General features: G+C 69.4%; 20 protein-coding genes. 12 read left to right on the top strand and 8 right to left on the bottom strand.

Features of this window, described 5'->3' with window-relative positions:
* Positions 1 to 10 precede the first annotated feature (10 nt).
* The 4 genes from IQ292_RS08945 to IQ292_RS08930 all read left to right on the top strand — a co-directional run bounded on the left by IQ292_RS08945 (position 11) and on the right by IQ292_RS08930 (position 4,428).
* Positions 11 to 1,600, top strand: coding sequence for a carboxyl transferase domain-containing protein (locus IQ292_RS08945; protein WP_203309969.1), 1,590 nt, complete (start codon positions 11 to 13; stop codon positions 1,598 to 1,600).
* Positions 1,601 to 1,766: 166 nt separating this feature from the next.
* Positions 1,767 to 2,117, top strand: a complete 351-nt coding sequence (locus tag IQ292_RS08940) for an endonuclease domain-containing protein (protein ID WP_238940937.1) — start codon at positions 1,767 to 1,769, stop codon at positions 2,115 to 2,117.
* 11 nt (positions 2,118 to 2,128) lie between these two features.
* The gene (locus tag IQ292_RS08935; protein ID WP_203309968.1) at positions 2,129 to 3,979 is read left to right on the top strand and encodes an acetyl/propionyl/methylcrotonyl-CoA carboxylase subunit alpha; all 1,851 of its coding nucleotides are present in this window, start codon (positions 2,129 to 2,131) and stop codon (positions 3,977 to 3,979) included.
* Complete coding sequence (locus IQ292_RS08930) at positions 3,979 to 4,428, top strand: MaoC family dehydratase (RefSeq protein WP_203309967.1); 450 nt, start codon at positions 3,979 to 3,981, stop codon at positions 4,426 to 4,428. The genes IQ292_RS08935 and IQ292_RS08930 overlap by 1 nt, the downstream gene beginning before the upstream one ends.
* A gap of 4 nt (positions 4,429 to 4,432) precedes the next feature.
* Here the strand turns inward: IQ292_RS08930 and IQ292_RS08925 are convergent, their stop codons facing one another.
* From IQ292_RS08925 to purM, 4 genes are read right to left on the bottom strand one after another with little or no spacing between them, the layout of a single operon-like run.
* Positions 4,433 to 5,011 (bottom strand): hypothetical protein, encoded by a 579-nt coding sequence (locus IQ292_RS08925; protein WP_203309966.1) that lies wholly within the window; start codon positions 5,009 to 5,011, stop codon positions 4,433 to 4,435.
* A complete protein-coding gene (locus IQ292_RS08920; RefSeq protein ID WP_203309965.1) occupies positions 5,008 to 5,367 on the bottom strand; it encodes an MmcQ/YjbR family DNA-binding protein in 360 nt (119 codons plus the stop codon). The genes IQ292_RS08925 and IQ292_RS08920 overlap by 4 nt, the downstream gene beginning before the upstream one ends.
* Positions 5,364 to 5,867, bottom strand: a complete 504-nt coding sequence (purN, locus tag IQ292_RS08915; protein WP_203310090.1) for a phosphoribosylglycinamide formyltransferase — start codon at positions 5,865 to 5,867, stop codon at positions 5,364 to 5,366. Before purN ends, IQ292_RS08920 begins: the two co-directional genes overlap by 4 nt.
* Before the next feature lie 48 nt (positions 5,868 to 5,915).
* The gene (gene purM / locus IQ292_RS08910) at positions 5,916 to 7,025 is read right to left on the bottom strand and encodes a phosphoribosylformylglycinamidine cyclo-ligase (RefSeq protein ID WP_203309964.1); all 1,110 of its coding nucleotides are present in this window, start codon (positions 7,023 to 7,025) and stop codon (positions 5,916 to 5,918) included.
* Positions 7,026 to 7,089: 64 nt separating this feature from the next.
* On the opposite strand from purM, the gene IQ292_RS08905 reads away from it, so the two are divergent.
* The 4 genes from IQ292_RS08905 to IQ292_RS08890 are packed head-to-tail and all read left to right on the top strand — an operon-like array spanning position 7,090 to position 12,600.
* Positions 7,090 to 8,337 carry a heavy-metal-associated domain-containing protein gene (locus IQ292_RS08905; RefSeq protein WP_203309963.1) on the top strand — a complete coding sequence of 416 codons (1,248 nt, stop codon included), beginning with the start codon at positions 7,090 to 7,092 and terminating at the stop codon, positions 8,335 to 8,337.
* Positions 8,334 to 8,969, top strand: a complete 636-nt coding sequence (locus IQ292_RS08900) for an HdaA/DnaA family protein (protein ID WP_203309962.1) — start codon at positions 8,334 to 8,336, stop codon at positions 8,967 to 8,969. The genes IQ292_RS08905 and IQ292_RS08900 overlap by 4 nt, the downstream gene beginning before the upstream one ends.
* A complete protein-coding gene (locus IQ292_RS08895; protein ID WP_203309961.1) occupies positions 8,966 to 11,134 on the top strand; it encodes an RNA degradosome polyphosphate kinase in 2,169 nt (722 codons plus the stop codon). The genes IQ292_RS08900 and IQ292_RS08895 overlap by 4 nt, the downstream gene beginning before the upstream one ends.
* Positions 11,131 to 12,600 (top strand): Ppx/GppA family phosphatase, encoded by a 1,470-nt coding sequence (locus tag IQ292_RS08890; RefSeq protein WP_203310089.1) that lies wholly within the window; start codon positions 11,131 to 11,133, stop codon positions 12,598 to 12,600. Before IQ292_RS08895 ends, IQ292_RS08890 begins: the two co-directional genes overlap by 4 nt.
* Here the strand turns inward: IQ292_RS08890 and IQ292_RS08885 are convergent, their stop codons facing one another.
* Positions 12,601 to 12,891, bottom strand: coding sequence for an I78 family peptidase inhibitor (locus IQ292_RS08885; protein WP_203309960.1), 291 nt, complete (start codon positions 12,889 to 12,891; stop codon positions 12,601 to 12,603). It lies immediately after the preceding gene.
* Positions 12,888 to 14,063 (bottom strand): ribonuclease D, encoded by a 1,176-nt coding sequence (gene rnd / locus IQ292_RS08880; RefSeq protein WP_203309959.1) that lies wholly within the window; start codon positions 14,061 to 14,063, stop codon positions 12,888 to 12,890. The genes IQ292_RS08885 and rnd overlap by 4 nt, the downstream gene beginning before the upstream one ends.
* 124 nt (positions 14,064 to 14,187) lie before the next feature.
* Here rnd and aspS point away from each other — a divergent pair, with 124 nt between their 5' ends.
* A complete protein-coding gene (aspS, locus tag IQ292_RS08875) occupies positions 14,188 to 16,008 on the top strand; it encodes an aspartate--tRNA ligase (protein WP_203309958.1) in 1,821 nt (606 codons plus the stop codon).
* 298 nt (positions 16,009 to 16,306) lie between these two features.
* A complete protein-coding gene (locus tag IQ292_RS08870) occupies positions 16,307 to 16,807 on the top strand; it encodes a hypothetical protein (protein ID WP_238940936.1) in 501 nt (166 codons plus the stop codon).
* 343 nt (positions 16,808 to 17,150) lie between these two features.
* Here the strand turns inward: IQ292_RS08870 and IQ292_RS08865 are convergent, their stop codons facing one another.
* Complete coding sequence (locus IQ292_RS08865; protein ID WP_203309956.1) at positions 17,151 to 17,984, bottom strand: TIGR00266 family protein; 834 nt, start codon at positions 17,982 to 17,984, stop codon at positions 17,151 to 17,153.
* A 122-nt stretch (positions 17,985 to 18,106) separates the two neighbouring features.
* Between IQ292_RS08865 and IQ292_RS08860 the strand changes: the two genes are divergently transcribed.
* Together IQ292_RS08860 and IQ292_RS08855 are read left to right on the top strand one after the other, a co-directional pair.
* On the top strand, positions 18,107 to 19,519 hold the full coding sequence (locus IQ292_RS08860) for an APC family permease (RefSeq protein WP_203309955.1): 1,413 nt from the start codon (positions 18,107 to 18,109) through the stop codon (positions 19,517 to 19,519).
* Positions 19,497 to 20,270, top strand: coding sequence for a polyphosphate kinase 2 family protein (locus tag IQ292_RS08855; RefSeq protein ID WP_203309954.1), 774 nt, complete (start codon positions 19,497 to 19,499; stop codon positions 20,268 to 20,270). The genes IQ292_RS08860 and IQ292_RS08855 overlap by 23 nt, the downstream gene beginning before the upstream one ends.
* Positions 20,271 to 20,349: 79 nt before the next feature.
* Here the strand turns inward: IQ292_RS08855 and IQ292_RS08850 are convergent, their stop codons facing one another.
* Positions 20,350 to 20,979, bottom strand: a complete 630-nt coding sequence (locus IQ292_RS08850; protein WP_203309953.1) for a carbonic anhydrase — start codon at positions 20,977 to 20,979, stop codon at positions 20,350 to 20,352.
* Between the last annotated feature and the right edge of the window lie 90 nt (positions 20,980 to 21,069).

Here is a 21,069-nt window from a genome sequence, read left to right as displayed (position 1 = left end):
GGCATCTGTGATGAGCGCGCCCGTCATCCCTGCCACCGCGACGATCGATCCCGCGCTCGTCGCGCACAATCGCGCGCTCGCCGAGCGACTGCGCGCCGATGTCGCGCGGGCGGCGCTGGGCGGCAGCGACAAGGCGCGAGAACGGCACACCAGCCGTGGCAAGCTGCTGCCCCGCGACCGCGTCGAGCGTCTGCTCGATCCGGGCAGCCCGTTCCTGGAGATCGGCCAGCTGGCGGCGAACGACCTTTATGACGGCGAGGTCCCCGGTGCGGGCATGATCGCCGGCATCGGGCGGGTGTCGGGCCGGCAGGTGATGATCGTCTGCAACGACGCGACCGTGAAGGGCGGGACCTATTATCCGCTGACGGTGAAGAAGCACCTCCGCGCGCAGGAGATCGCGCAGGAAAACCGGCTGCCGTGCATCTACCTGGTCGATTCGGGCGGCGCCAACCTGCCGCACCAGGCAGAGGTGTTTCCGGATCGCGATCACTTCGGCCGCATCTTCTTCAACCAGGCGAACATGTCCGCGCTCGGCATCCCGCAGATCGCCTGCGTGATGGGCAGTTGCACCGCGGGCGGCGCCTATGTCCCCGCCATGTCCGACGAGACGGTGATCGTCGCGGGGCAGGGGACGATCTTCCTCGCCGGCCCGCCGCTGGTGAAGGCCGCGACGGGCGAGGTGATCAGCGCCGAGGAACTGGGCGGCGCCGACACGCACGGCCGCCGGTCCGGCGTCGTCGATCACGTTGCGCAGGACGACGATCATGCGCTGACGATCGTCCGCGACATCGTCGCCACGCTGCCGCCGCAGCACAATGCGCCGGTCAACCGCCAGGAGGCCCGCGATCCCCTCTATCCGATCGACGATCTCTATGGCCTGATCCCGCAGGACGTGCGCGCACCCTATGACGTGCACGAGGTGATCGCGCGGCTGGTCGACGGATCGGAGTTCCACGAGTTCAAGGCGCTCTACGGCGCCTCGCTCGTCTGCGGCTTCGCGCATGTCTATGGCATGCCCGTCGCGATCCTCGCCAACAACGGCGTGCTGTTCAGCGAGAGCGCGCAGAAGGGCGCGCATTTCATCGAACTCGCCTGCCAGCGCCGCGTGCCGCTCCTGTTCCTGCAGAACATCAGCGGCTTCATGGTCGGCGGCCGGTACGAGGCGGAGGGGATAGCCAAGCACGGTGCGAAGCTCGTCACCGCCGTGGCGACGGCAAGCGTGCCCAAGATCACGATCCTGATCGGCGGCAGCTTCGGCGCGGGCAATTACGGCATGTGCGGCCGCGCCTATTCGCCTCGCTTCCTGTTCACCTGGCCCAACAGCCGGATCAGCGTGATGGGGGGCGAACAGGCCGCGAGCGTGCTCGCCACCGTCCACCGCGACGCGGAGAGCTGGTCGCCGGACCAGGCGGAGGCGTTCAAGGCGCCGATCCGCGCGCGCTACGAGGACGAGGGCAATCCCTGGCATGCGACCGCGCGGCTGTGGGACGACGGGATCATCGATCCCGCCCAGACGCGCGACGTGCTCGGCCTCGCGCTCGACGCCTGTCTCAACGCCCCCATTGCCGAAGCGCCCCGCTTCGGCGTGTTCCGGATGTGAGGCGCCGCCGCATGCCCTTCAGCTCCTCCCCGGAACGGGGAGGGGGATCGCGCCGCGCAGCGGCGCGGTGGAGGGGCAGACGCACGTGCCGCTCCCTCGATCGGCGTGCATCATGCTGAGGGCATCTGCCCCGACCGTCCTTCGGGCGCGACGCCTGCGTCGTACGATGACCCTGCCGGAAATCGTGCTGTGGCGTGCGCTGCGAGGCCGCCCGGCCGATCTCAAGTTTCGCAAGCAGCATCCTGCCGGAGTCTATGTTCTCGACTTCTTCTGTGCCGCCGCCCGGCTCTGCATCGAAGTGGACGGCGCGGCGCATGATCATGGCGATCAGCCGGGCTTCGACAAGGACCGAGACGCCTGGCTGCTGCTGCACGGGATCGCCACCATGCGGGTGACAGCCGCGGACATTTTGCGCGACCTCGATGCGGTCGTGAGCCAGATCGTCGCCGCCGCCCGTGCGCGACTTCCCCTCCGTCAGCCCTACGGGCTGCCACCTCCCCGTGCCGGGGAGGAATGAAGGATTTGAAGATGATCGAGTCCCTCCTCATCGCCAATCGCGGCGAGATCGCCTGCCGGATCATCCGGACCGCGCGGCGGCTCGGCATCCGCACCGTGGCCGTCTATTCGGACGCCGACGCACAGGCGCTGCACGTGCGCGAGGCGGACGATGCCGTGCACATCGGGCCGGCCCCGGCGCGGGAAAGCTATCTCGTCGCAGACCGCATCATCGCCGCCGCCCGCGACAGCGGGGCCGAAGCGATCCACCCCGGCTATGGCTTCCTCAGCGAGAATGCCGAATTCGCCGAAGCGGTGATCGCCGCCGGCCTGGTCTGGGTCGGCGCGCCCCCCGCGAGCATCCGCGCCATGGGGCTGAAGGACGCGGCCAAGGCGCGCATGATCGCGGCGGGCGTGCCGGTCACGCCGGGCTATCTGGGCGAGGACCAGAGCGCCGAGCGGCTCCGCGCGGAGGCCGACACGATCGGCTATCCGGTGCTGATCAAGGCGGTGGCGGGCGGCGGCGGCAAGGGCATGCGCCGCGTCGACGATGCCGCCGACTTTGCCGACGCGCTGGCGAGCTGCCGGCGCGAGGCCGCGTCCTCGTTCGGCGACGACCGCGTGCTGATCGAGAAATACGTCCTGTCGCCCCGGCATATCGAGGTGCAGGTGTTCGGCGACACCCACGGCCAGGTCGTCCATCTGTTCGAGCGCGACTGCTCGCTTCAGCGCCGCCACCAGAAGGTGATCGAGGAAGCGCCCGCGCCCGGCATGGACGCCGCGACCCGCGCCGCCGTCTGCGGCGCGGCGGTGCGTGCGGCGCAGGCGGTCGACTATGTCGGCGCCGGCACGATCGAGTTCATCGCCGACGCGAGCGATGGGCTGCGCGCCGATCGTATCTGGTTCATGGAGATGAACACCCGCCTCCAGGTCGAGCATCCGGTGACCGAGGCGATCACCGGCCAGGACCTGGTCGAATGGCAGTTGCGAGTCGCGAGCGGCGAGCCGCTGCCGCTCACGCAGGACGATCTCGCGATCCAGGGCCATGCGATCGAGGCGCGCCTCTATGCCGAGGATCCGGCGAAGGGCTTCCTGCCCTCGATCGGCCGGCTCGACGCCTTCGACCTCGGCGACCCGGCAGAAACGGGTGTGCGCATCGATACCGGGGTGGAGCAGGGGGCGACGATCACGCCCTTCTACGATCCGATGATCGCCAAGCTGATCGCGCACGCAGACACGCGCGAGGAGGCGCGGGAACTGCTCGCCGATGCGCTGGACGAGGCGCTGGTCTGGCCGCTGCGCACCAATGCCGGTTTCCTGGTGGAGGCGCTCGACCACCCCGACTTCGTGTCCGGCGCCGTCGATACCGGCCTGATCGCGCGCGAGGGCGAGGCGTTGATGCCGCCGCCGCTGCCGAGCGAGGAAGCGCTGGTTGACGCCGCCGCGGCGATCGCCGGCGCCGGTCTGCTCGGCGGCCTGCGCCTCAACGCGCCGCGCCGGCGCGTCGCCCGCCTCGACGTGGGCGGCACCCTGGTGGAGGTCGAGTTCGGCGACGCACCCTCGCCGGGCGTCGCCAGCCCGCGCCTGCTCGTGTCGGAGGGGGGGCAGACCTGGGAGGTCCGCCCATGGCGCGCCACCGCATCGGCCGCGGGCGGCGCGGCGGACGGCGCGATCCTCGCGCCGATGCCCGGCCGCATCATCGCGGTCGACGTCACCGCCGGCGCACGCGTCGTCGCGGGGCAGAAGCTGGTGACGCTGGAGGCGATGAAGATGGAACACGGGCTCATTGCGCCGTTCCCCGGAACCGTCGCGGAACTCAACGCGGAGGCGGGCGGCCAGGTCACGGAGGGCACGGTGCTGGTGCGGATCGAGAAGGACGCCTGATGGCCGGGCGCTTCTACGACGAATGGCAGGTGGGCGATCGCCTCGTCCACGAGATCCGTCGCACGGTGACGGAGACGGACAATCTCCTGTTCTCGACCATGACGCACAATCCGCAGCCGCTGCATCTCGATGCGGAGGCCGCCCGCGCGTCGGAATTCGGCCAGATCCTCGTCAACGGCACCTTCACCTTCGCGCTGATGGTCGGCCTGTCGGTCGGCGATACGACGCTGGGGACGCTCGTCGCCAACCTCGGTTACGACAAGCTGGTGATGCCCAAGCCCGTGTTCCTGGGCGACACGCTGCGCGCCGAGAGCGAGGTCGTCGAGCTGAGGGACAGCAAGTCGCGGCCCGACGCCGGCCTCGTCACCTTCCGCCACGTCATGCTCAACCAGCGCGACGAGACGGTATGCCAGTGCCTGCGCACCGCTTTGCTGAAGCGGCGGGGCTGACGCCTCAGCGGGGCTTGGCCGCCGCCCAAGCGCTCTCCAGCGCCGCGGCATCGCCGCCGGTCTGGCGCAGGCGGAACCCTTCGATCGTCAATGCGCGGCCAAAGAATCGCCGGCCGTGCGTGCGCCAGATTATGTCGTAGAGCCCGCGCGCGCTGCGCGTCGCATCGCCATCCCAATAGCGGGTCGTGATCAGCACCGGCAGTCGCCCGGTGCGCGCATCCGGCCCGCCGTCGGTCAGCTTGAGCAGCGGCTTGCGGAACATCTCCGCGTCGATGCGCGGCTCGACCGGAGCCTGCTTGCCGACACCGAGCGCCTTGGGGAACAGGATCGTCGTGTCGGTGATGTCGTGGCGCGGGTCCTTCAGCGTCACCGATGCGTCGTCCACCGTCCCGGTCAGGGCGACGCGGGACTGGGCGGTCGCATCTTTCTGCGCGGCCGCGGCGCGCGCCGCCTCGTCGGCCCGCCGGTCGGACACGTTGAGGTACAAGGTCAGCGCGGCGATCACCACACCCGCGACCGCGACTAGTTCCGCCAGCGTGATCCAGCGGCGGCGCGTGCGCGCCTGATCCGCGGTCTCGCTCATCTGCCGCCCGCTTCCAGCAGGGCCGCGGGCGCGCTCAGCTCCCAGCTGCGCGCGATCCGGTCCTCGACCAAAGTCCAGTCGACATCGTCCGCCAGGTCGATCGCGACCCAGCCCTTCGCCCCCAGATAGGCCGGCCGCGAATAGGTCGCGGGCGCGGCATCGAGCAGCATCGCCTGTTCGTCGTCGCCGCTCGTCCGCACGCAGACGACGGTGCGGCCGTCGCCATGATGGTCGTCGCGGAATTGCGCGAACTGTTTGTCCGCGACGAAGAAGGTGGGCTGGCCGTGGCTTTCGCGCTCCTCGCTGTCGGGCAGGACGAGCGCGATGGCGCGGATGCGGTCGAGCGGGGCGGTCATCGGCTGGCGAACTCCTTCACTATGGCGGGATACAGGCGATGTTCCGCCGCCAGCACCCTCGCCGCCAGGACGTCGGGCGTGTCGTCGGGCAACACCGGTACCTCCGCCTGTCCAAGCAATTCGCCGCCATCGAGTTCCTCGGTGACGATGTGCACCGAGCATCCCGCGACACGATCGCCCGCCGCGATCGCGCGGGCATGCGTGTCGAGTCCCTTGTACTTGGGGAGGAGCGAGGGGTGGATGTTGACGATCTTCCCGCGCCAGCGTGCGACGAAATCGTCGGAGAGCAGCCGCATGTAGCCCGCCAGCACGATCACCTCGGCCCCGGCCTCGCGCAACGCGGCGTCGATCGCGGCTTCGTAGGCGGGCTTGCCGATCCCCTTCGGCGACAGGGCGAAGGTCGCCAGACCCCGCTCGCGCGCCCAGGCGAGCCCCGGCGCGTCCGGCTTGTCGGACGCGACCAGGGCGACGTCGATCCCGGCGTCGACGAGCGCCATCATGTTCGATCCCCGGCCGGAGATCAGGATGCCGACACGCTTCACCTTGCGTCAGCCGTGCGTATGCGTTGCGATCCAGTCGGCGCGCGCGGACCAGGTCTCCGCCGACCCGCGCACCGTGCATCCGCGCGGTCCCGCCTCGACCCGGCCGATCGCATGGACCGTCTCGCCCGCCTGGGCCAGCGCCGCGGCGACGCCGTCGGCGGCGTCCGGCGCGACGATCACCGCCATGCCGATGCCGCAGTTGAAGGTGCGCGCCATTTCCTCCGGCTCGATGCCGCCCTGCGCCTGCAGGAACGCCATCAGCCGCGGCTGGTCCCAGCCGTCCGCGTCGACCACGGCGTGCGCGCCCTCCGGCAGCACGCGCGGGATGTTCTCGAGCAGGCCGCCGCCGGTGATATGGGCCAGCCCCTTGATCCGCCCCTCGCGGACCAGCGGCAACAGGCTCGCGACATAGATGCGCGTCGGCGCCATCAACGTGTCGATGAGCAGCCGGTCCGCGTCGAACAGCGCGGGCAGGTCGAGCTTCCAGCCCTTGTCGGCCGCCAGCCGGCGGACCAGCGAATAGCCGTTGGAATGGACGCCGGTGGAGGCAAGGCCGAGGATGACGTCGCCCGGCGCGATCGCGCGGCCGGTCAGCACGCGGTCCCGCTCGACCGCACCGACGCAGAAGCCGGCGAGGTCATAGTCGCCGTCCGCGTACATGCCCGGCATTTCCGCCGTCTCGCCGCCGATCAGCGCGCAGCCGGCCTGGCGGCATCCCTCTGCGATCGAGGCGACGACGCGCTCCGCGATACCGTTGTCGAGCTTGCCGGTGGCGTAATAGTCCAGGAAGAAGAGCGGCTCGGCGCCCTGGACGATCAGGTCGTTGGCGCACATGGCGACCAGGTCGACGCCGACGCCTTCATGCCGATCCCACTCGATCGCGAGCTTGAGCTTGGTGCCGACGCCGTCGTTGGCGGCGACGAGCAGCGGATCGGTGAAGCCCGCCGCCTTGAGATCGAAGAAGCCACCGAAGCCGCCGAGGTCCGCATCCGCGCCCGGCCGCCGCGTCGCGCGGGCGAGGGGGCCGATCGCACGGACGAGCGCATTGCCCGCGGCGATCGAAACGCCGGCATTGGCGTAGGTGTAGGGCGCGTTGGCGTCGGGATCGTGACTCATGGCGGCGCACCTAGCCACATCGCGCTTGGATTTCCACGTCTGCTTCGCCAAAAGGCTCGGCACGATGCGTCTGCGTTCCCCGTACACCCTTTTCGCCTGTGCCGCGCTGCTCGCGGGCGCCGGCGCCCTTGCCCAGATCGAGGGCAGCCGCGGCGTCGCGCCCATCGACAGCGCGGGCAATTACGAGGTGGCGGGCGTCAGCGTCGACGTCGCCGCAAAGACGGCGGAGGCGGCGCGGCTCGGCGGCTGGCGGCTCGCGCAGCGCAAGGCCTGGGTCCAGTTGTCGCAGCGGCTCGGTGCCGGCGGCGGCCTGGTGTCGGACGGGACGCTCGATCAACTTGTGTCGGGCATCGTGGTCGAGAACGAGCAGATCGGCCCGACGCGCTATATCGCGAAGCTGGGGGTGCTGTTCGATCGCACGCGCGCGGCGGGGTTGCTGGGCGTCAGTGCCTATGCCGACCGTTCGCGGCCGATGCTGGTCGTCCCGCTGATGGTGTCCGGCGGCGTCGAGACCGCGTTCGAGCAGCCGAGCGCGTGGCAGGCGGCCTGGGCCCGGTTCCGCACCGGCAACAGTGCCATCGACTATATCCGGCCGTCCGGCAGCGGCGCCGATTCGCTGCTGCTCAACGCCGGGCAGATCGCGCGGCCGGGTCGCGGCTGGTGGCGGACGATCATCGACCAATATGGCGCGTCCGACGTGCTGATTCCGGTCGTCCGGCTGTACCGGACCTATCCCGGTGGCCCGATCATCGGGGTGTTCCAGGCACGCCATGGCCCCGACAACCGCTTCCTGGGCAGCTTCACGCTGCGCGTGGGCAGCGCCGCCGGTCTCGCGCAGTTGCTCGATGCGGGCGTGACGCGCCTCGACGCGCTCTATCAGCGGGCGCTGCGCGGCGGTGATCTCAGTCCCGACACCAGCCTGTCGCCCCCGCCAGCGCCGGAGCCGGTGGTCGCGCCCGAGGATACCGAGGCCAGCGGCGAGACGCTGGCGGAGATCGTGGGCGATACCGCCTCCGCCTCGGCCGGCATTCCCATCGTCGTCCAGGCCGATACGCCGAGTGCAAGCTCGGTCGCCAATATCGAGGGGCTGCTGCGCGGCATAGCCGGCGTCCGCGCGGCGACGACGACCAGCCTCGCGCTGGGCGGCGTCTCGCTGGTGCGCGTGACCTATGACGGCGATCCGGCGGCGTTGCGCGCGGCGCTGGAGGTGCGCGGCTATCAGGTGACCGGTTCGGGACAGACCCTGCGCATCCGCCGCGCGCCGCAGCTTCAGCTGCCCAATCTTCCCCCAGACACGCAACCCGCCGGATGACGCAGCTCGCGCTTCCGCTCGGCTGGCCGGCCGACCCCCGCGACGATGCTTTCCTGGTCACGCCGTCCAATGCCCGCGCCGCGCACACGCTCGAACATTGGGCAGCGTGGCCGGTCATGACCGCGGTGCTGACCGGGCCGCGCAAGTCCGGGCGCAGCCTGCTCGCACGCATCTTCGCGGCCAAGAGCGGCGGCGCGATCATCGACGACGCGGAAAGCGTCGCGGAGACCCAGATCTTCCACGCCTGGAACCGCGCGCAGGCGGAGCGGCGGCCGCTCGTCATCGTCGCCGACGCCCTGCCTCCTGCCTGGGCGGTGTCGCTCCCCGATCTGCGCTCGCGGCTTGCCGCCAGCCCGCATGCGGCGATCGACGCGCCCGACGACGCGCTGGTCCGCGACCTGCTGGCCCACATGTTCGACCGGCGTGGTCTCGACGCCCGGCCGGACCTGATCGACTGGCTGGCGACGCGGATCGAGCGTAGCCACGTCGCGATCGAGCGGACGGTCGACGCGCTCGACCAGGCCGCGCTGGAGCATCGCCGGCGACTGTCGATCCCGCTCGCCCGCGGCGTGCTCGGGCAGGCAGGGATCGTCACGCAACCGCAATCGTTGCTACCTACCGACGACGCATGACCAAGCCAGCACATCTCGCCCATCTTTCCGATGCCGACGACGATCCCTTCGTCCCGGAGGTCAACGACCGCTATTTCAATCGGGAACTGTCGTGGCTGGCGTTCAACCGGCGGGTGCTCGACGAGGCGTGCAATCCGGCGCATCCGCTGCTCGAACGGCTGCGCTTCCTGTCGATCTCCGGCTCGAACCTCGACGAATTCTTCATGGTCCGCGTGGCGGGGCTGAAGGGACAGCAGCTCAAGGAGGTCGACCGCCGCTCCACCGACGGGCTCACCGCGGGGCAGCAGCTGGCGGCGATCAACGAACAGGCCGACGCGTTGATGGCGGACCAGCAGGCGGTGTGGGGCGACCTGCGCACGCAGCTCGATGCCGCCAATCTCCACGTCCTGCGCCGCGACGAAGTCGACAGCGACGCCGCGGCCTGGCTCGAACAGCATTTCCGCGAACAGATCTTCCCGATCCTGACGCCGCAGGCGCTCGACCCGGCCCATCCCTTTCCGTTCATCCCCAACAAGGGGCTGTCGGTGATGTTCGACCTCGTCCGCCAGTCGGATCGCGAGCCGGTGCGCGAACTGGTGATGATCCCGGCGAGCGCGCGCCGCTTCGTGCGCCTGCCCGGCGAACCGGCGCGCTACGTGTCGATCGAGGCGATCCTGAAGCGCTTCGCCGCGCTCGTCTTCCCTGGCTATGACATCAACGGCGCCGCCGCCTTCCGCGTGCTGCGCGACAGCGACATCGAGATCGACGAGGAGGCGGAGGATCTCGTCCGCTACTTCGCCAATGCGATCAAGCGCCGCCGCCGCGGCCGCGTCATCCGCCTGGAGCTGGAGACGGGCATGCCCGACGCGCTCGCGGAAGTGTTGCGCGACGAGCTTGGCGGCGACGCCATCGTCACCGAGAGCGGCAATCTGCTCGGGATCGGCGACTTGGATGCGGTGATCGACGAGGACCGGCCCGACCTCAAGTTCCTGCCCTTCGTACCGCGCTTTCCCGAGCGGATCCGCGAATTCGGCGGCGACTGTTTCGCCGCGATCCGGTCCAAGGACATCATCGTCCACCATCCCTATGAGACGTTCGACGTCGTGCTCGCCTTCCTCAAGCAAGCGGCGCAGGACCCTGACGTCATCGCGATCAAGCAGACGCTCTATCGCGCGGGCAAGCAGTCCGCCGTCATCAACGCGCTGATCGCCGCCGCGGAGGCAGGCAAGTCGGTCACCGCCGTCGTCGAGCTGCGCGCCCGGTTCGACGAGGAACAGAACATCCTGTGGGCGAGCGCGCTGGAGCGCGCCGGCGTGCAGGTCGTCTATGGCTTCCTCGAGTGGAAGACGCACGCCAAGGTGTCGATGATCGTGCGGCGCGAGAACGGCCAGTTCCGCACCTACTGCCATTTCGGCACGGGCAATTACCATCCCGTGACCGCGCGCATCTACACCGATCTGTCGTTCTTCACCGCCGATCCGCGCATCGGCCGCGACGCCGCGCAGATGTTCAACTACGTCACCGGCTATGTCGAGCCTACCGACATCGCCAAGCTCAGCCTGTCGCCGCGCGACCTGCGCCGCCGCTTGCTCGAACTGATCGACGAGGAGATCGCCACCGCGCGCGCGGGCGGCTGCGGCATGATCTGGGCGAAGATGAACAGTCTCGTCGACCCGGCGATCATCGACAAATTGTACGAGGCGAGCAACGCCGGCGTGCAGATCGAACTGGTGCTGCGCGGCATCTGCTGCCTGCGCCCCGGCGTCGCGGGCATGTCGGAGAACATCCGCGTCAAGTCCGTCGTCGGCCGCTTCCTGGAGCACAGCCGCATCTTCTGCTTCGGCAACGGCGCGGCGCTCCCCAACGACGATGCGAAGGTGTTCATCTCGTCGGCGGACTGGATGCCGCGCAATCTCGACCGCCGCGTCGAGTATATGCTGCCGATCGAGAATCCGACCGTGCACGACCAGGTGCTGGACCAGGTCATGGTCGCCAACCTGCTCGACACCGAGCAGAGCTGGGAGCTTCAACCGGACGGCCGCTACATCCGCGACGTGCCGGGGGAAAAGCCCTTCAACCTCCACCGCTATTTCATGACCAACCCGTCCCTGTCGGGCCGTGGCCAGGCGCTGTCCGAAAGCGGCGCGGTGCCGACGCTGTCGCTGCGGCGGAGGCAGCCGTCCTGACCCGATCCTATCCCCGTACCGCGATCATCGACATCGGCTCCAACTCGGTCCGGCTTGTCGTCTACCAGGGGCATCCGCGGGTGCCCGCGGCCCTGTTCAACGAAAAGGTGATGGCCGGCCTCGGGCGCAGCCTGTCGGCGACGGGGGCGATCGATGCCGGCGCGATGGCGCTGGCGACGGGCGCGCTGGCGCGCTTCGCGGCGGTGGCGCGCGAGATGGAGGCGAAGACCCGCACCGTCGCGACCGCCGCGGTGCGCGATGCGTCGAACGGCCGCGACCTCATCGCCGCGGCGGCCGATCTCGGCCTGACCGTCGAGCTGCTGTCGGGCGAGCAGGAGGCGACCGCCGCCGGCATGGGCGTTCTGTCCGCCATCCCCGAGGCCGATGGCATCGTTGGCGACCTGGGCGGCGGCAGTCTGGAACTCGTCCGCGTCGTCGCTGGCACGGTGACCGACCGCATTTCCTTCCCGCTGGGCGTGCTCCGCATCGCCGCGTTGCGCGAACAGCGCGGCAGCGGCTTCGACCGGCAGGTGACCCGCATGATCCGCGAGGCGGGCTGGACCGGGCGGGGCAGGGGTCTGCCCCTCTACATGGTCGGCGGCTCGTGGCGGGCGCTGGCGCGGCTCGACATGAGCCTGACGCACTATCCGCTGCCGATCATCCACGGCTATGCGCTCGCGCCGGAAACCGTCGGGCGGCTCGGGCGCAGCATCGCGCATCTCTCGCGGCAGCGTCTGCGCGCGGTGCCCGGTATGTCAGCCGCCCGCGCCGCCGCGCTCGGCGACGCGACCGCGCTGCTGGGCGTGGTGATGCGCGAACTGGGCAGCAGCGAGGGCGTCGCCTCCACCTTCGGGCTGCGCGAGGGCCTGCTCTATGCCGCGCTCGACGCGAAGACGCGCGCGCTCGATCCGCTGATCGTCGGCGCGCGCGAGGAGGGGCGCCTGCTCGGCCGCTTTCCGGAGCATGGCGACCTGCTCGCGACCTGGATCGCGCCGCTGTTCGCCGACGAGACGCCGCATCTCGCGCGCCTGCGCCACGCCGCCTGCCTGCTCGCGGACGTCGGCTGGCACGCCAATCCCGAGTTTCGCGACGAGCGCGGCTTCGAGATCGCGCTGCACGGCAATTGGGTCGGCATCGATGCGGCCGAGCGCGCGATGCTCGCGCAGGCACTCCATACCAGCTTCGGCGGCGCGACCACGCCGCATCCGCTGCTGCTCGGCCTCGCGACCGGCGCGCAGCTCGCCGCGGCGATCACCTGGGGGCTGGCGATGCGCTTCGGTCAGCGGTTCAGCGCCGGCCTCGCGGGGCCGCTGCAGCGCGGCGCGCTGACGGTGACGCCGCGCGACCTCACGCTGACGCTGTCGCGCGCGGATGCCCCGCTTTATGCGGAAATGGTGGAACGCCGCCACGCGGCGCTGGCGACGGCGATGAAGCGCAAGCCCGCCTGCGCGATCCTGGCCGACTGATCAGCCGCAGCGCAGCCCGTCGATCCGCCCGCCGTCGTCGAGGTGGATATCGATGCGCTCGGGCCGGAAATCCATCGTCGCGGGCACGCCGTCGCGCAGGATGCGCGCGACCGGGGCGTTGGCGTCGCGCTGGATCGTCCGGCGCAGGCGTTCGCGGAATGTCGCGCCGGCATAGCGTTGGTGCATGGCCTGCGTGACGTGGCAGGGGCCGGTTAGCGGCGCCTCGGTCATCGTCGCGCAGCCCGCCAGCGCCAGCGCGCTCACCGTCGCCCCGATCGTCCCTGCCTTCATGCCGCCTCCTCCGCGCGCGTCATCGCCAGCTTGCCGCCCTTGACCGCGAAGCCGAGCCGCCCCTCGACGAGGTCGAGCGCGTCGCGCCCGAACTGGTCGTAGCGCCAGCCCTGCAGCATCGGCAGGCCGGTCCGCACGCCCGCGGCGAGCATCTCCAGCTCGTCCGACCGGGCAAGAAGGCGCGATGCGACGTCGATGTCGCGCGCCCGAATCTTCAGCAGAAGCTTGAGCAGGTCGGCGACCAGCGCCCCGTCCTTGCCCAGCCCCGGCTTGCGATCGTCGCGCGGCGGCATCTCGTCGGCGGACAGCGGCTTCGCCTCCTCGAGCGCGGCCATCAGCCGGCCGCCGATATCGTTCGACGCCCAGGTCGCCGACAGGCCGCGCACCTTGGCGAGGTCCGCCTGCCGCCGCGGCGGATGACCCGCGATATCGCCCAGCGTCTCGTCCTTGACGATGCGGCCGCGCGGCAGGTCCTTGGCCTGCGCCTCCAGTTCCCGCCAGCGCGCCAGCGCCTTCAGCCGGCCGAGCACGTCGGGCTTGCGCCCCGATATGCGCACGCGCTTCCACGCGCTGTCGGGATCATTGGCATAATTGGCGGGATCGGCGAGCCGCTCCATCTCCTGGTCCAGCCACGCGCCGCGCCCGGTCTTCTTCAGGCGTTCGAGCATCTTGGGGAAGATCCGCGACAGATGCGTGACGTCGCCGATCGCATATTCGATCTGGCGCGCGTCCAGCGGCCGCCTGGCCCAGTCGGTGAAGCGCGCGCCCTTGTCGATGCTGATCCCGAGCCAGCTGTCGACCAGGTTCGAATAGCCGATCTGTTCGCCCTGGCCCAGCGCCATCGCCGCCACCTGCGTGTCGAACAGCGGATGCGGCGTCTTGCCGGTCAGGTTGTAGATGATCTCGATGTCCTGGCCCCCGGCATGGAAGACCTTGAGCACGTCCTGGTTGTCGGTGAGCAGCGCGAGCAGCGGCGACAGGTCCAGCCCCGGTGCCATCGGATCGATCGCCGCCGCCTCGTTGGTATCGGCGATCTGGATCAGGCAGAGTTCGGGATAATAGGTACTCTCGCGCATGAACTCGGTATCGACCGTGACGAAGTCTGCATCGGCGAGGCGGTTGCAAAGATTGGCGAGGGTCGCGCTGTCGGTAATCAACGGGTGGATGTGCATTCGACCTCTCATAGACCGCGACCGCGGGTTGACAAAGAGGGGATGGACGGGGGAGGGCGCGCCCATCGACAAAACGTCATCCCCGTGCGGTTCGCCGTGACGGAAGAGTGTTTGGAACCTGACTATGCACGCCTATCGTACCCACACCTGCGCCGCGCTCGGTGCCTCGGCCGTCGGCGAGACCGTCCGCCTGTCGGGCTGGGTCCATCGCAAGCGCGATCACGGCGGCGTGCTATTCGTCGACCTGCGCGACCATTACGGCATCACCCAGATCGTCGCCGACAGCGACTCGCCCGCGCTGCCGATCCTGGAGCAGGTCCGCGTCGAGTCGGTGGTGACGATCGACGGCAGCGTGAAGGCGCGGTCGGCCGGCACCGTGAACCCCAATCTCGCCACCGGCGAGATCGAGGTGTTCGCCCGTGCCGCGACCGTGCTGTCCGCCGCCGACGAACTGCCCATGCCAGTCGCCGGCGAGCAGGAGTATCCGGAGGACATCCGCCTGCGCTATCGCTTCCTCGACCTGCGCCGGGAGACTCTGCACGCCAATATCGTACGCCGGACGAAGGTGATCGCCGACATGCGCCGCCGCATGGAGGCCGCCGGCTTCACCGAATATTCGACGCCGATCCTCACCGCCTCCTCGCCCGAGGGCGCGCGCGACTTCCTCGTGCCCAGCCGCATCCACCCCGGCAAATTCTATGCGCTGCCGCAGGCGCCGCAGCAGTACAAGCAGCTGCTGATGGTCGCCGGCTTCGACCGCTATTTCCAGATCGCGCCCTGCTTCCGCGACGAAGATCCGCGCGCCGACCGCCTGCCGGGCGAATTCTACCAGCTCGACCTCGAGATGAGCTTCGTCACCCAGGAAGAGGTGTGGGAGACGATGGAGCCGGTGATCGGCGGCATCTTCGAAGCCTTCGCTGACGGCCGCAGCGTGACGCCGACCGGCCAGTTCCCGCGCATCCCCTATGACGAGGCGATGCTGAAATACGGCAGCGACAAGCCCGACCTGCGCAACCCGCTGATCATCACCGACGTCTCGGCGCATTTCACCCAGTCCGGCTTCGGCCTGTTCGAGAAGATCGTCGGCTCGGGCGGCGTCGTCCGCGCCATCCCCGCGCCGGGCACCGCGGACAAGAGCCGCAAGTTCTTCGACGACATGAACGAATGGGCGCGCGGCGAAGGTCATGCCGGCCTTGGCTACGTCACCCGCAAGGGCGGCGAGTTCGGTGGTCCGATCGCCAAGAACCACGGCCCGGAGAAGATGGAGGCGCTGTACGCGGCGCTGGGCCTCGGGCCCGACGACGGCCTGTTCTTCGCGGCGGGCAAGGCGGAGGCGGCGGCCAAGCTCGCCGGCGCCGCGCGCACCCGCGTCGCCGACCAGCTCGGCCTGATCGAGCAGGGCGCCTTCCGCCTGTGCTGGATCGTCGACTTCCCCTTCTACGAATGGGACGAGGAATCGAAGTCGGTCGAGTTCGCGCACAACCCCTTCTCGATGCCGCAGGGCGGCCTCGCGGCGCTGGAGGGGCAGGACCCGCTCACCATCAAGGCGTTCCAGTACGACCTCGTCTGCAACGGCTTCGAGATCGCCTCGGGTTCGATCCGCAACCAGAGCCCCGAGCTGATGGTGAAGGCGTTCGAGCTCGTCGGCCTGTCCAAGGCGGACGTCGAGGAGCGGTTCGGCGGCCTCTACCGCGCCTTCCAGTACGGCGCCCCGCCGCACGGCGGCATGGCGGCGGGCGTCGACCGCATCGTCATGCTGATCTGCGGCGCGCAGAACCTGCGCGAGATCACGCTCTTCCCGATGAACCAGCGCGCCGAGGACCTCCTGATGGGGGCGCCCAGCCCCGCGGCGCCGAAGCAGCTACGCGAACTGGCGATCCGTTCCACCGTGCCGGTCGAGCCGGCACCGGGCGTGACCGCGACCGTGGCACCAAGCGCGGGCTGATCTTCGGCCGGTCGGCGAGCCGCGTCCTTCGCCATGCTGGACCAGATCCGGCATGGAGGCTGCAACGCCGCGCGAGACGCGGGCGGGCCGGCGCTTCGCGCGCGTCGCCCGCAAGCCTCGGGCCCGATGGCCCGTGATCGTTCAAGTCGGCGGACGCTCTCGGTCGGCCCGTGCGGCCGGCTGGGGTCGGCGTAGCGCCTGTCCGTCTGTCTCTCGACCAGGCCAAACGGCGGGCGTATCGTCGGCGGCATCCGTGGGGAGAAGGGGACGATCCGTGGGGGCATGGGGCGCGCTGATCATGAGCTTCTTCGGAGCCGTGTTCGCTTCGTTGACGCTATATTGGCAGTGGCATGTGTCCGGGGCGCCTTTGGCTTTACCCTTTTTGGCATTTGTCCTGATCGGTGCCGCCGCAGGCTATGTGATCCGCATTCCCGGCGAGGGCATAAGGCCGTCACCGAAGGAAGAACGCGCGATCATGTGGAGCAGCATCGGGGAAGGCGTCGGCCTTTTCCTTGTCGCCAACCTCGTCATAAACCTGCATCGGCCCGACCTCCTGCTGCCATCGATGGCGCTGGTCGTCGGCCTGCACTTTCTCCCGATCGCTTTGGCTGCTGGATTTCGCCCGTATCTCGTTCTCGGAACGGCGCTGATCGGCGCGTCGATCATGGGTTTCTTGGTGGGAGCGCCGACGGGCGGCGAGCTGACCGGCTTCATGGCCGCCGGTGCGCTCTGGGTTGCATCCGGTATCGCGGTTCGACGTGACTGGTCGGCAAAGCGGCGAACCTTGGCGACCGTCTGACCCTTTCCGCGTCACCACCCCATCCGTGATGCTCACCGAAGGCGGACGCACATGTCCGTCCCTCATGCGACGACGCGGTCAGTGCGCATGCGCTGGAGTCGACCTCGCCGTCAGGACGATCCGTTTCGGATATATCTTCGTTTTCCTACACGGCGCGATCGTGATAGCGTCCACCAGCTTATCGGTGTGTCCTGCGGCTCTTTGACATCGTTCGCGGATCACCAGCTTCAGCGGCACGCCGTGGCGCAAGGCGAAAGGGTGCGACTTTTGTGACCTTTCGCCGGCGCGCTAAGGTCGTGCCTGCCGCATTCTCATTTATTTGATCGATGCGCGGTCGGCCGGCTCAATCGTTTCCGCTCACCCAGTCGCCGAACCCGCCCAGCACCGAGCCCTCGCCGCGATTGCCGCCGCGTCCGTTCGCCGCCGCGAGCATCCGCCCGGCAAGCCGGGAGAAGGGCAGGGACTGGATCCACACCGTGCCCGGCCCACGCAGCCGCGCGAAGAACAGGCCCTCGCCGCCGAACAGCGCGCTGCGCACGCCGCCCACGGTGACGAGGTCGAAGTCGACCGTGGCGGTCATCGCCGCGAGGCAGCCGGTGTCGACGTGCAGTTCCTCGCCCGGCGCGAGCGTGCGTTCGACGACGGTCCCACCCATGTGGACGAAGACCCAGCCGTCGCCGGTCAGCGACTGCATGATGAAGCCTTCGCCGCCGAACAGGCCGGTCAGCACGCGGCGCTGGAAATAGATGCCGAGCTGCACGCCCTTCGCCGCGGCGAGGAAGGCGTCCTTCTGGCAGATCAGCTGGCCGCCGACCTCGGACAGGCGGATCGGCATGATCGACCCCGGCGTCGGCGCGCCGAACGCGACGCGCGCCTTGCCCCGGCCCTCGTGCGTGAACACGGTGGTGAACAGGCTCTCTCCCGTCACCAGCCTTTTGCCCGCGCCGAGCAATGCCCCCATGAAGCCGCCGCCCTGCGCGCCGCTGCCGTCGCCGAAGACGGTGGTCATCGCGACGTCGGCGTCCTTCCACACCATCGCGCCGGCCTCTGCCACCGCGCTTTCGCCGGGATCGAGCTCGATCTCGAGGAACTGCAGCTCCTCGCCCTTGATCTCGAAATCGATGTCGTCGGCCTGGCCGGAACGTCGCATCGGCTGCCACGGACTCTCATAGGGCATGATCGTCTCCCCAAGGGTGCGTTGCACGTATAATGCACCGAAACCGGGGATGGGAAGGGAAAACGGCCTTTCGCCTGATCGTTAACCATGTCACTACCCCGCCGGGGTAGACGCGGGGGACGATGCTGGACGATCAACTGCTTCCCCGGGCCGCGCGGCCGTTGGTGCGCAGCCTGGGCGTGACAGGCGTGCTGTTCCTGACGCTGTCGGTCGCCACCCCCGCATCGTCCGTCTTCGTCATCGTACCGGGCATGCTCCAGGTCGCCGGCACAGGCGCGATCTGGGCGATGGTGCTCGCGGGGATCGTCTGCGTGGCGACCGCCTTCGTCTATGCCGAATTATCCAGCGCCTGGCCGGTCGCGGGAGGCGAATATGTCGCCGTCGCCCGGACGCTGGGGCCGCTCGCCGGCTTCGTGATGCTGGGCGTCAACGTCTTCAACAACCTGTTCTTCCCGCCCGTCGCCGCGCTCGGCATCAGCGCTGTGCTGTCGACCGTCTGTCCCGGTCTGCCCACGGTGCCGATCGCGGTCGCCGTCGTCGCCGCGTCGACGCTGGTCGCGGTGCTGCAGATACGGGTCAACGCCTGGGTCACGGGCATCTTCCTGCTGGGCGAGGTCCTCGCCCTGGTCGCCGTCACCGCGCTCGGGCTGATCGACGTCGCGCGGCCGCTGGCGGCGATGCTGGCGGCACCCGTGATGCCGGCCGGTGGCGCGCTGGTGCCGGCGAGCGCCGCCTCGATCGGCCTGGCCACGTCGATCGCCATATTCGCGCTCAACGGCTATGGCGCCGCGGTCTATTTCGGCGAGGAGATGAAGGAGCCGTCCCGCCTCATCGCCAGGGCGATCCTCGCCAGCCTGGCACTGACGCTGGCGTTCGAGATCGCGCCGACGGTGGCGTTGCTGATGGGCGCGCGCGATCTGCACGCGACCGTCACCGCCGGCGATCCGTTCGGCCTGGCCGCGCGTCTGCGGGCAGGGGGCTGGATGGCGGATGCGATCGCGATCGGCGTCGTCGTCGCGATCGTCAATGCGATCATCGCCTGCATCCTCGCCTGCGCGCGCTTCTTCTACGGCACCGCGCGCGACGGCAGCTGGGGGCGCCCGCTCGATGCGTGGATGGCGACGATCCATCCGCGTTTCGGTTCGCCCTGGGTCGCGACGCTGATCGTCGGCGGGGTGGGGGTCGGCTGCTGCTTCCTGCCGTTGACGCTGCTGCTCGTCCTCAGCGGAACGGGGCTGGTCGCGATCTACGCGGGCATCGCCGTCGCGGCGATCGTCGGCCGGCGGACGGGGGCGACCGGGCATGCCGCCTATCGCATGCCGCTCTATCCGCTCGCCCCGGTCGCGACGCTGATCGCGTTGGGATATGTCACCTGGACGAGCTGGCTCGACCCGGACGAGGGGCGACCCGGCCTGATCATGACCGCGCTGCAGATCCTCGGCTCCGCGGCCTATTACTGGTTCGTGCTGCGTCGCCGCGGGGATTGGCGCGTTCACGTGCCGGAGGTGACGGATGATAGACCTGAACGACTATGAGAGCGACCGCCACTACAAGGGTGAGTATGCCGGCGATCTCAAGGCGCTGCAGAAACGGCTCGAACATATCCTGGTCGCGCATATCGTCCAGGGGCGCGCCGCGGTCGTCATGCTCGAAGGGTGGGATGCCGCCGGCAAGGGCGGCATCATCGAGCGGCTAACCCAGCGCTGGGACCAGCGGCGCTACGAGGTCTTTCCGATCGCCGCGCCGACCGACGAGGAGAAGCGTCACGACTTCCTCTGGCGGTTCCGCCAGCATCTGCCGGCGCCGGGCAACATCAGCGTCTTCGACCGCAGCTGGTACGGCCGCGTGCTGGTCGAGCGCGTCGAGGGCTATGCGACCGAAGAGGAATGGCGACGGGCCTATGACGAGATCAACCGCTTCGAGGCGGAGCTGATCGAAGGCGGCACGGCGCTGGTCAAGCTGTTCGTGCACGTCAGCCAGAAGGAGCAGGACAAACGGTTGAAGGCGCGGCTCGAAGACCCGTGGAAGCGCTGGAAGACCGGCCTCGACGATTACCGCAACCGCGCGCGGCGTGGGGCGTATCTCACCGCGATGCACGACATGTTCGCGCGGACCGACACCGGCGGCGCACCCTGGACGGTCATCGCCGGCGACGACAAGAAATCGGCGCGGATCGCGGCGTTGACCGCTGTCGCCGATTCCCTGGAGCAGCATGTCGAGATGACCCCACCGCCGCTCGACCCGGAACTGGAACGCGTCGCCAGAGAGGCGCTGGGTCTGCGCTAGACCTGCGCAATCGGCTATCCGACGGCTCCGGCCCGTCACCGCACCGGCACGGCTTGGGTGACGGGTCCGGAGCCGGGCATCATGCCGCGGCGAAGCGGCCCTGATCGTCCATGACGTGCAGGACGCCATCGGCAATGGCGAAATAGGCCCCGCGCAGCGCGAGCTTGCCGGCGTCCTCGCGCTCCTTCACGAACGGGAAGGTACGCAGGTTGGCAAGGCTGACGCGTACCGCCTCATGCTCCATCGCCCGCGTCGCCTCGGGACCGTCGAGCTTTTCCGCGCGCACCTTCTCACGCGCCTCGTCGAGCAGACCGACCCATTGCGCGATGAAGCCACCGTCGCCGGGCGCATGGCCGTCGAACGCGCCGGACAGCGACGCCGCGCACCCGCCGCAGGAGGCATGGCCCATGACCACGACCTCCGGCACCTCCAGCTGGGTCACGGCGAATTCGAGCGCCGCGGACACGCCATGGCGCCCACCGCCGACCTCATAGGGCGGAACGAGGTTGGCGACGTTGCGCACCACGAAGATCTCGCCCGGCGAGACGTCGAAGATCTGCGCCGGATCGACCCGGCTGTCGGAGCAGGCGATCACCATAACCTTGGGGCTCTGGCCGTCCTTCAGCTCGTCCCACCGCTCGCGCTGCTGCGCCCAGCCGGTGTCGCGAAAGCGATGGTAGCCCTGGATCATGTCGGCAAAATCGGTCACGTTCGTCTCCCAAGCTCGTATCGCCGCGCAAACGCGCGTCGGGCCTTTGCGGTCCCATAGCAACGCTTCGTGGCACACGCGTTGTTTCCG

Source organism: Sphingomonas beigongshangi (genome assembly GCF_016820445.1).
Lineage (GTDB): Bacteria > Pseudomonadota > Alphaproteobacteria > Sphingomonadales > Sphingomonadaceae > Sphingomonas > Sphingomonas beigongshangi.
The sequence above is the reverse complement of the archived record's forward strand: the minus strand, read 5'-3'. Positions and strand labels throughout refer to the sequence as shown.

Excerpts from the sequence above, each read along its gene's own strand:
- IQ292_RS08945 (WP_203309969.1), top strand. The coding sequence starts at position 11 with ATGAGCGCGCCCGTCATCCCTGCCACCGCGACGATCGATCCCGCGCTC.
- IQ292_RS08940 (WP_238940937.1), top strand. The coding sequence starts at position 1,767 with ATGACCCTGCCGGAAATCGTGCTGTGGCGTGCGCTGCGAGGCCGCCCG.
- IQ292_RS08935 (WP_203309968.1), top strand. The coding sequence starts at position 2,129 with ATGATCGAGTCCCTCCTCATCGCCAATCGCGGCGAGATCGCCTGCCGG.
- IQ292_RS08930 (WP_203309967.1), top strand. The coding sequence starts at position 3,979 with ATGGCCGGGCGCTTCTACGACGAATGGCAGGTGGGCGATCGCCTCGTC.
- IQ292_RS08925 (WP_203309966.1), bottom strand. The coding sequence starts at position 5,011 with ATGAGCGAGACCGCGGATCAGGCGCGCACGCGCCGCCGCTGGATCACG.
- IQ292_RS08920 (WP_203309965.1), bottom strand. The coding sequence starts at position 5,367 with ATGACCGCCCCGCTCGACCGCATCCGCGCCATCGCGCTCGTCCTGCCC.
- purN (WP_203310090.1), bottom strand. The coding sequence starts at position 5,867 with ATGATGGCGCTCGTCGACGCCGGGATCGACGTCGCCCTGGTCGCGTCC.
- purM (WP_203309964.1), bottom strand. The coding sequence starts at position 7,025 with ATGAGTCACGATCCCGACGCCAACGCGCCCTACACCTACGCCAATGCC.
- IQ292_RS08905 (WP_203309963.1), top strand. The coding sequence starts at position 7,090 with ATGCGTCTGCGTTCCCCGTACACCCTTTTCGCCTGTGCCGCGCTGCTC.
- IQ292_RS08900 (WP_203309962.1), top strand. The coding sequence starts at position 8,334 with ATGACGCAGCTCGCGCTTCCGCTCGGCTGGCCGGCCGACCCCCGCGAC.
- IQ292_RS08895 (WP_203309961.1), top strand. The coding sequence starts at position 8,966 with ATGACCAAGCCAGCACATCTCGCCCATCTTTCCGATGCCGACGACGAT.
- IQ292_RS08885 (WP_203309960.1), bottom strand. The coding sequence starts at position 12,891 with ATGAAGGCAGGGACGATCGGGGCGACGGTGAGCGCGCTGGCGCTGGCG.
- rnd (WP_203309959.1), bottom strand. The coding sequence starts at position 14,063 with ATGCACATCCACCCGTTGATTACCGACAGCGCGACCCTCGCCAATCTT.
- aspS (WP_203309958.1), top strand. The coding sequence starts at position 14,188 with ATGCACGCCTATCGTACCCACACCTGCGCCGCGCTCGGTGCCTCGGCC.
- IQ292_RS08870 (WP_238940936.1), top strand. The coding sequence starts at position 16,307 with ATGAGCTTCTTCGGAGCCGTGTTCGCTTCGTTGACGCTATATTGGCAG.
- IQ292_RS08865 (WP_203309956.1), bottom strand. The coding sequence starts at position 17,984 with ATGCCCTATGAGAGTCCGTGGCAGCCGATGCGACGTTCCGGCCAGGCC.
- IQ292_RS08860 (WP_203309955.1), top strand. The coding sequence starts at position 18,107 with ATGCTGGACGATCAACTGCTTCCCCGGGCCGCGCGGCCGTTGGTGCGC.
- IQ292_RS08855 (WP_203309954.1), top strand. The coding sequence starts at position 19,497 with ATGATAGACCTGAACGACTATGAGAGCGACCGCCACTACAAGGGTGAG.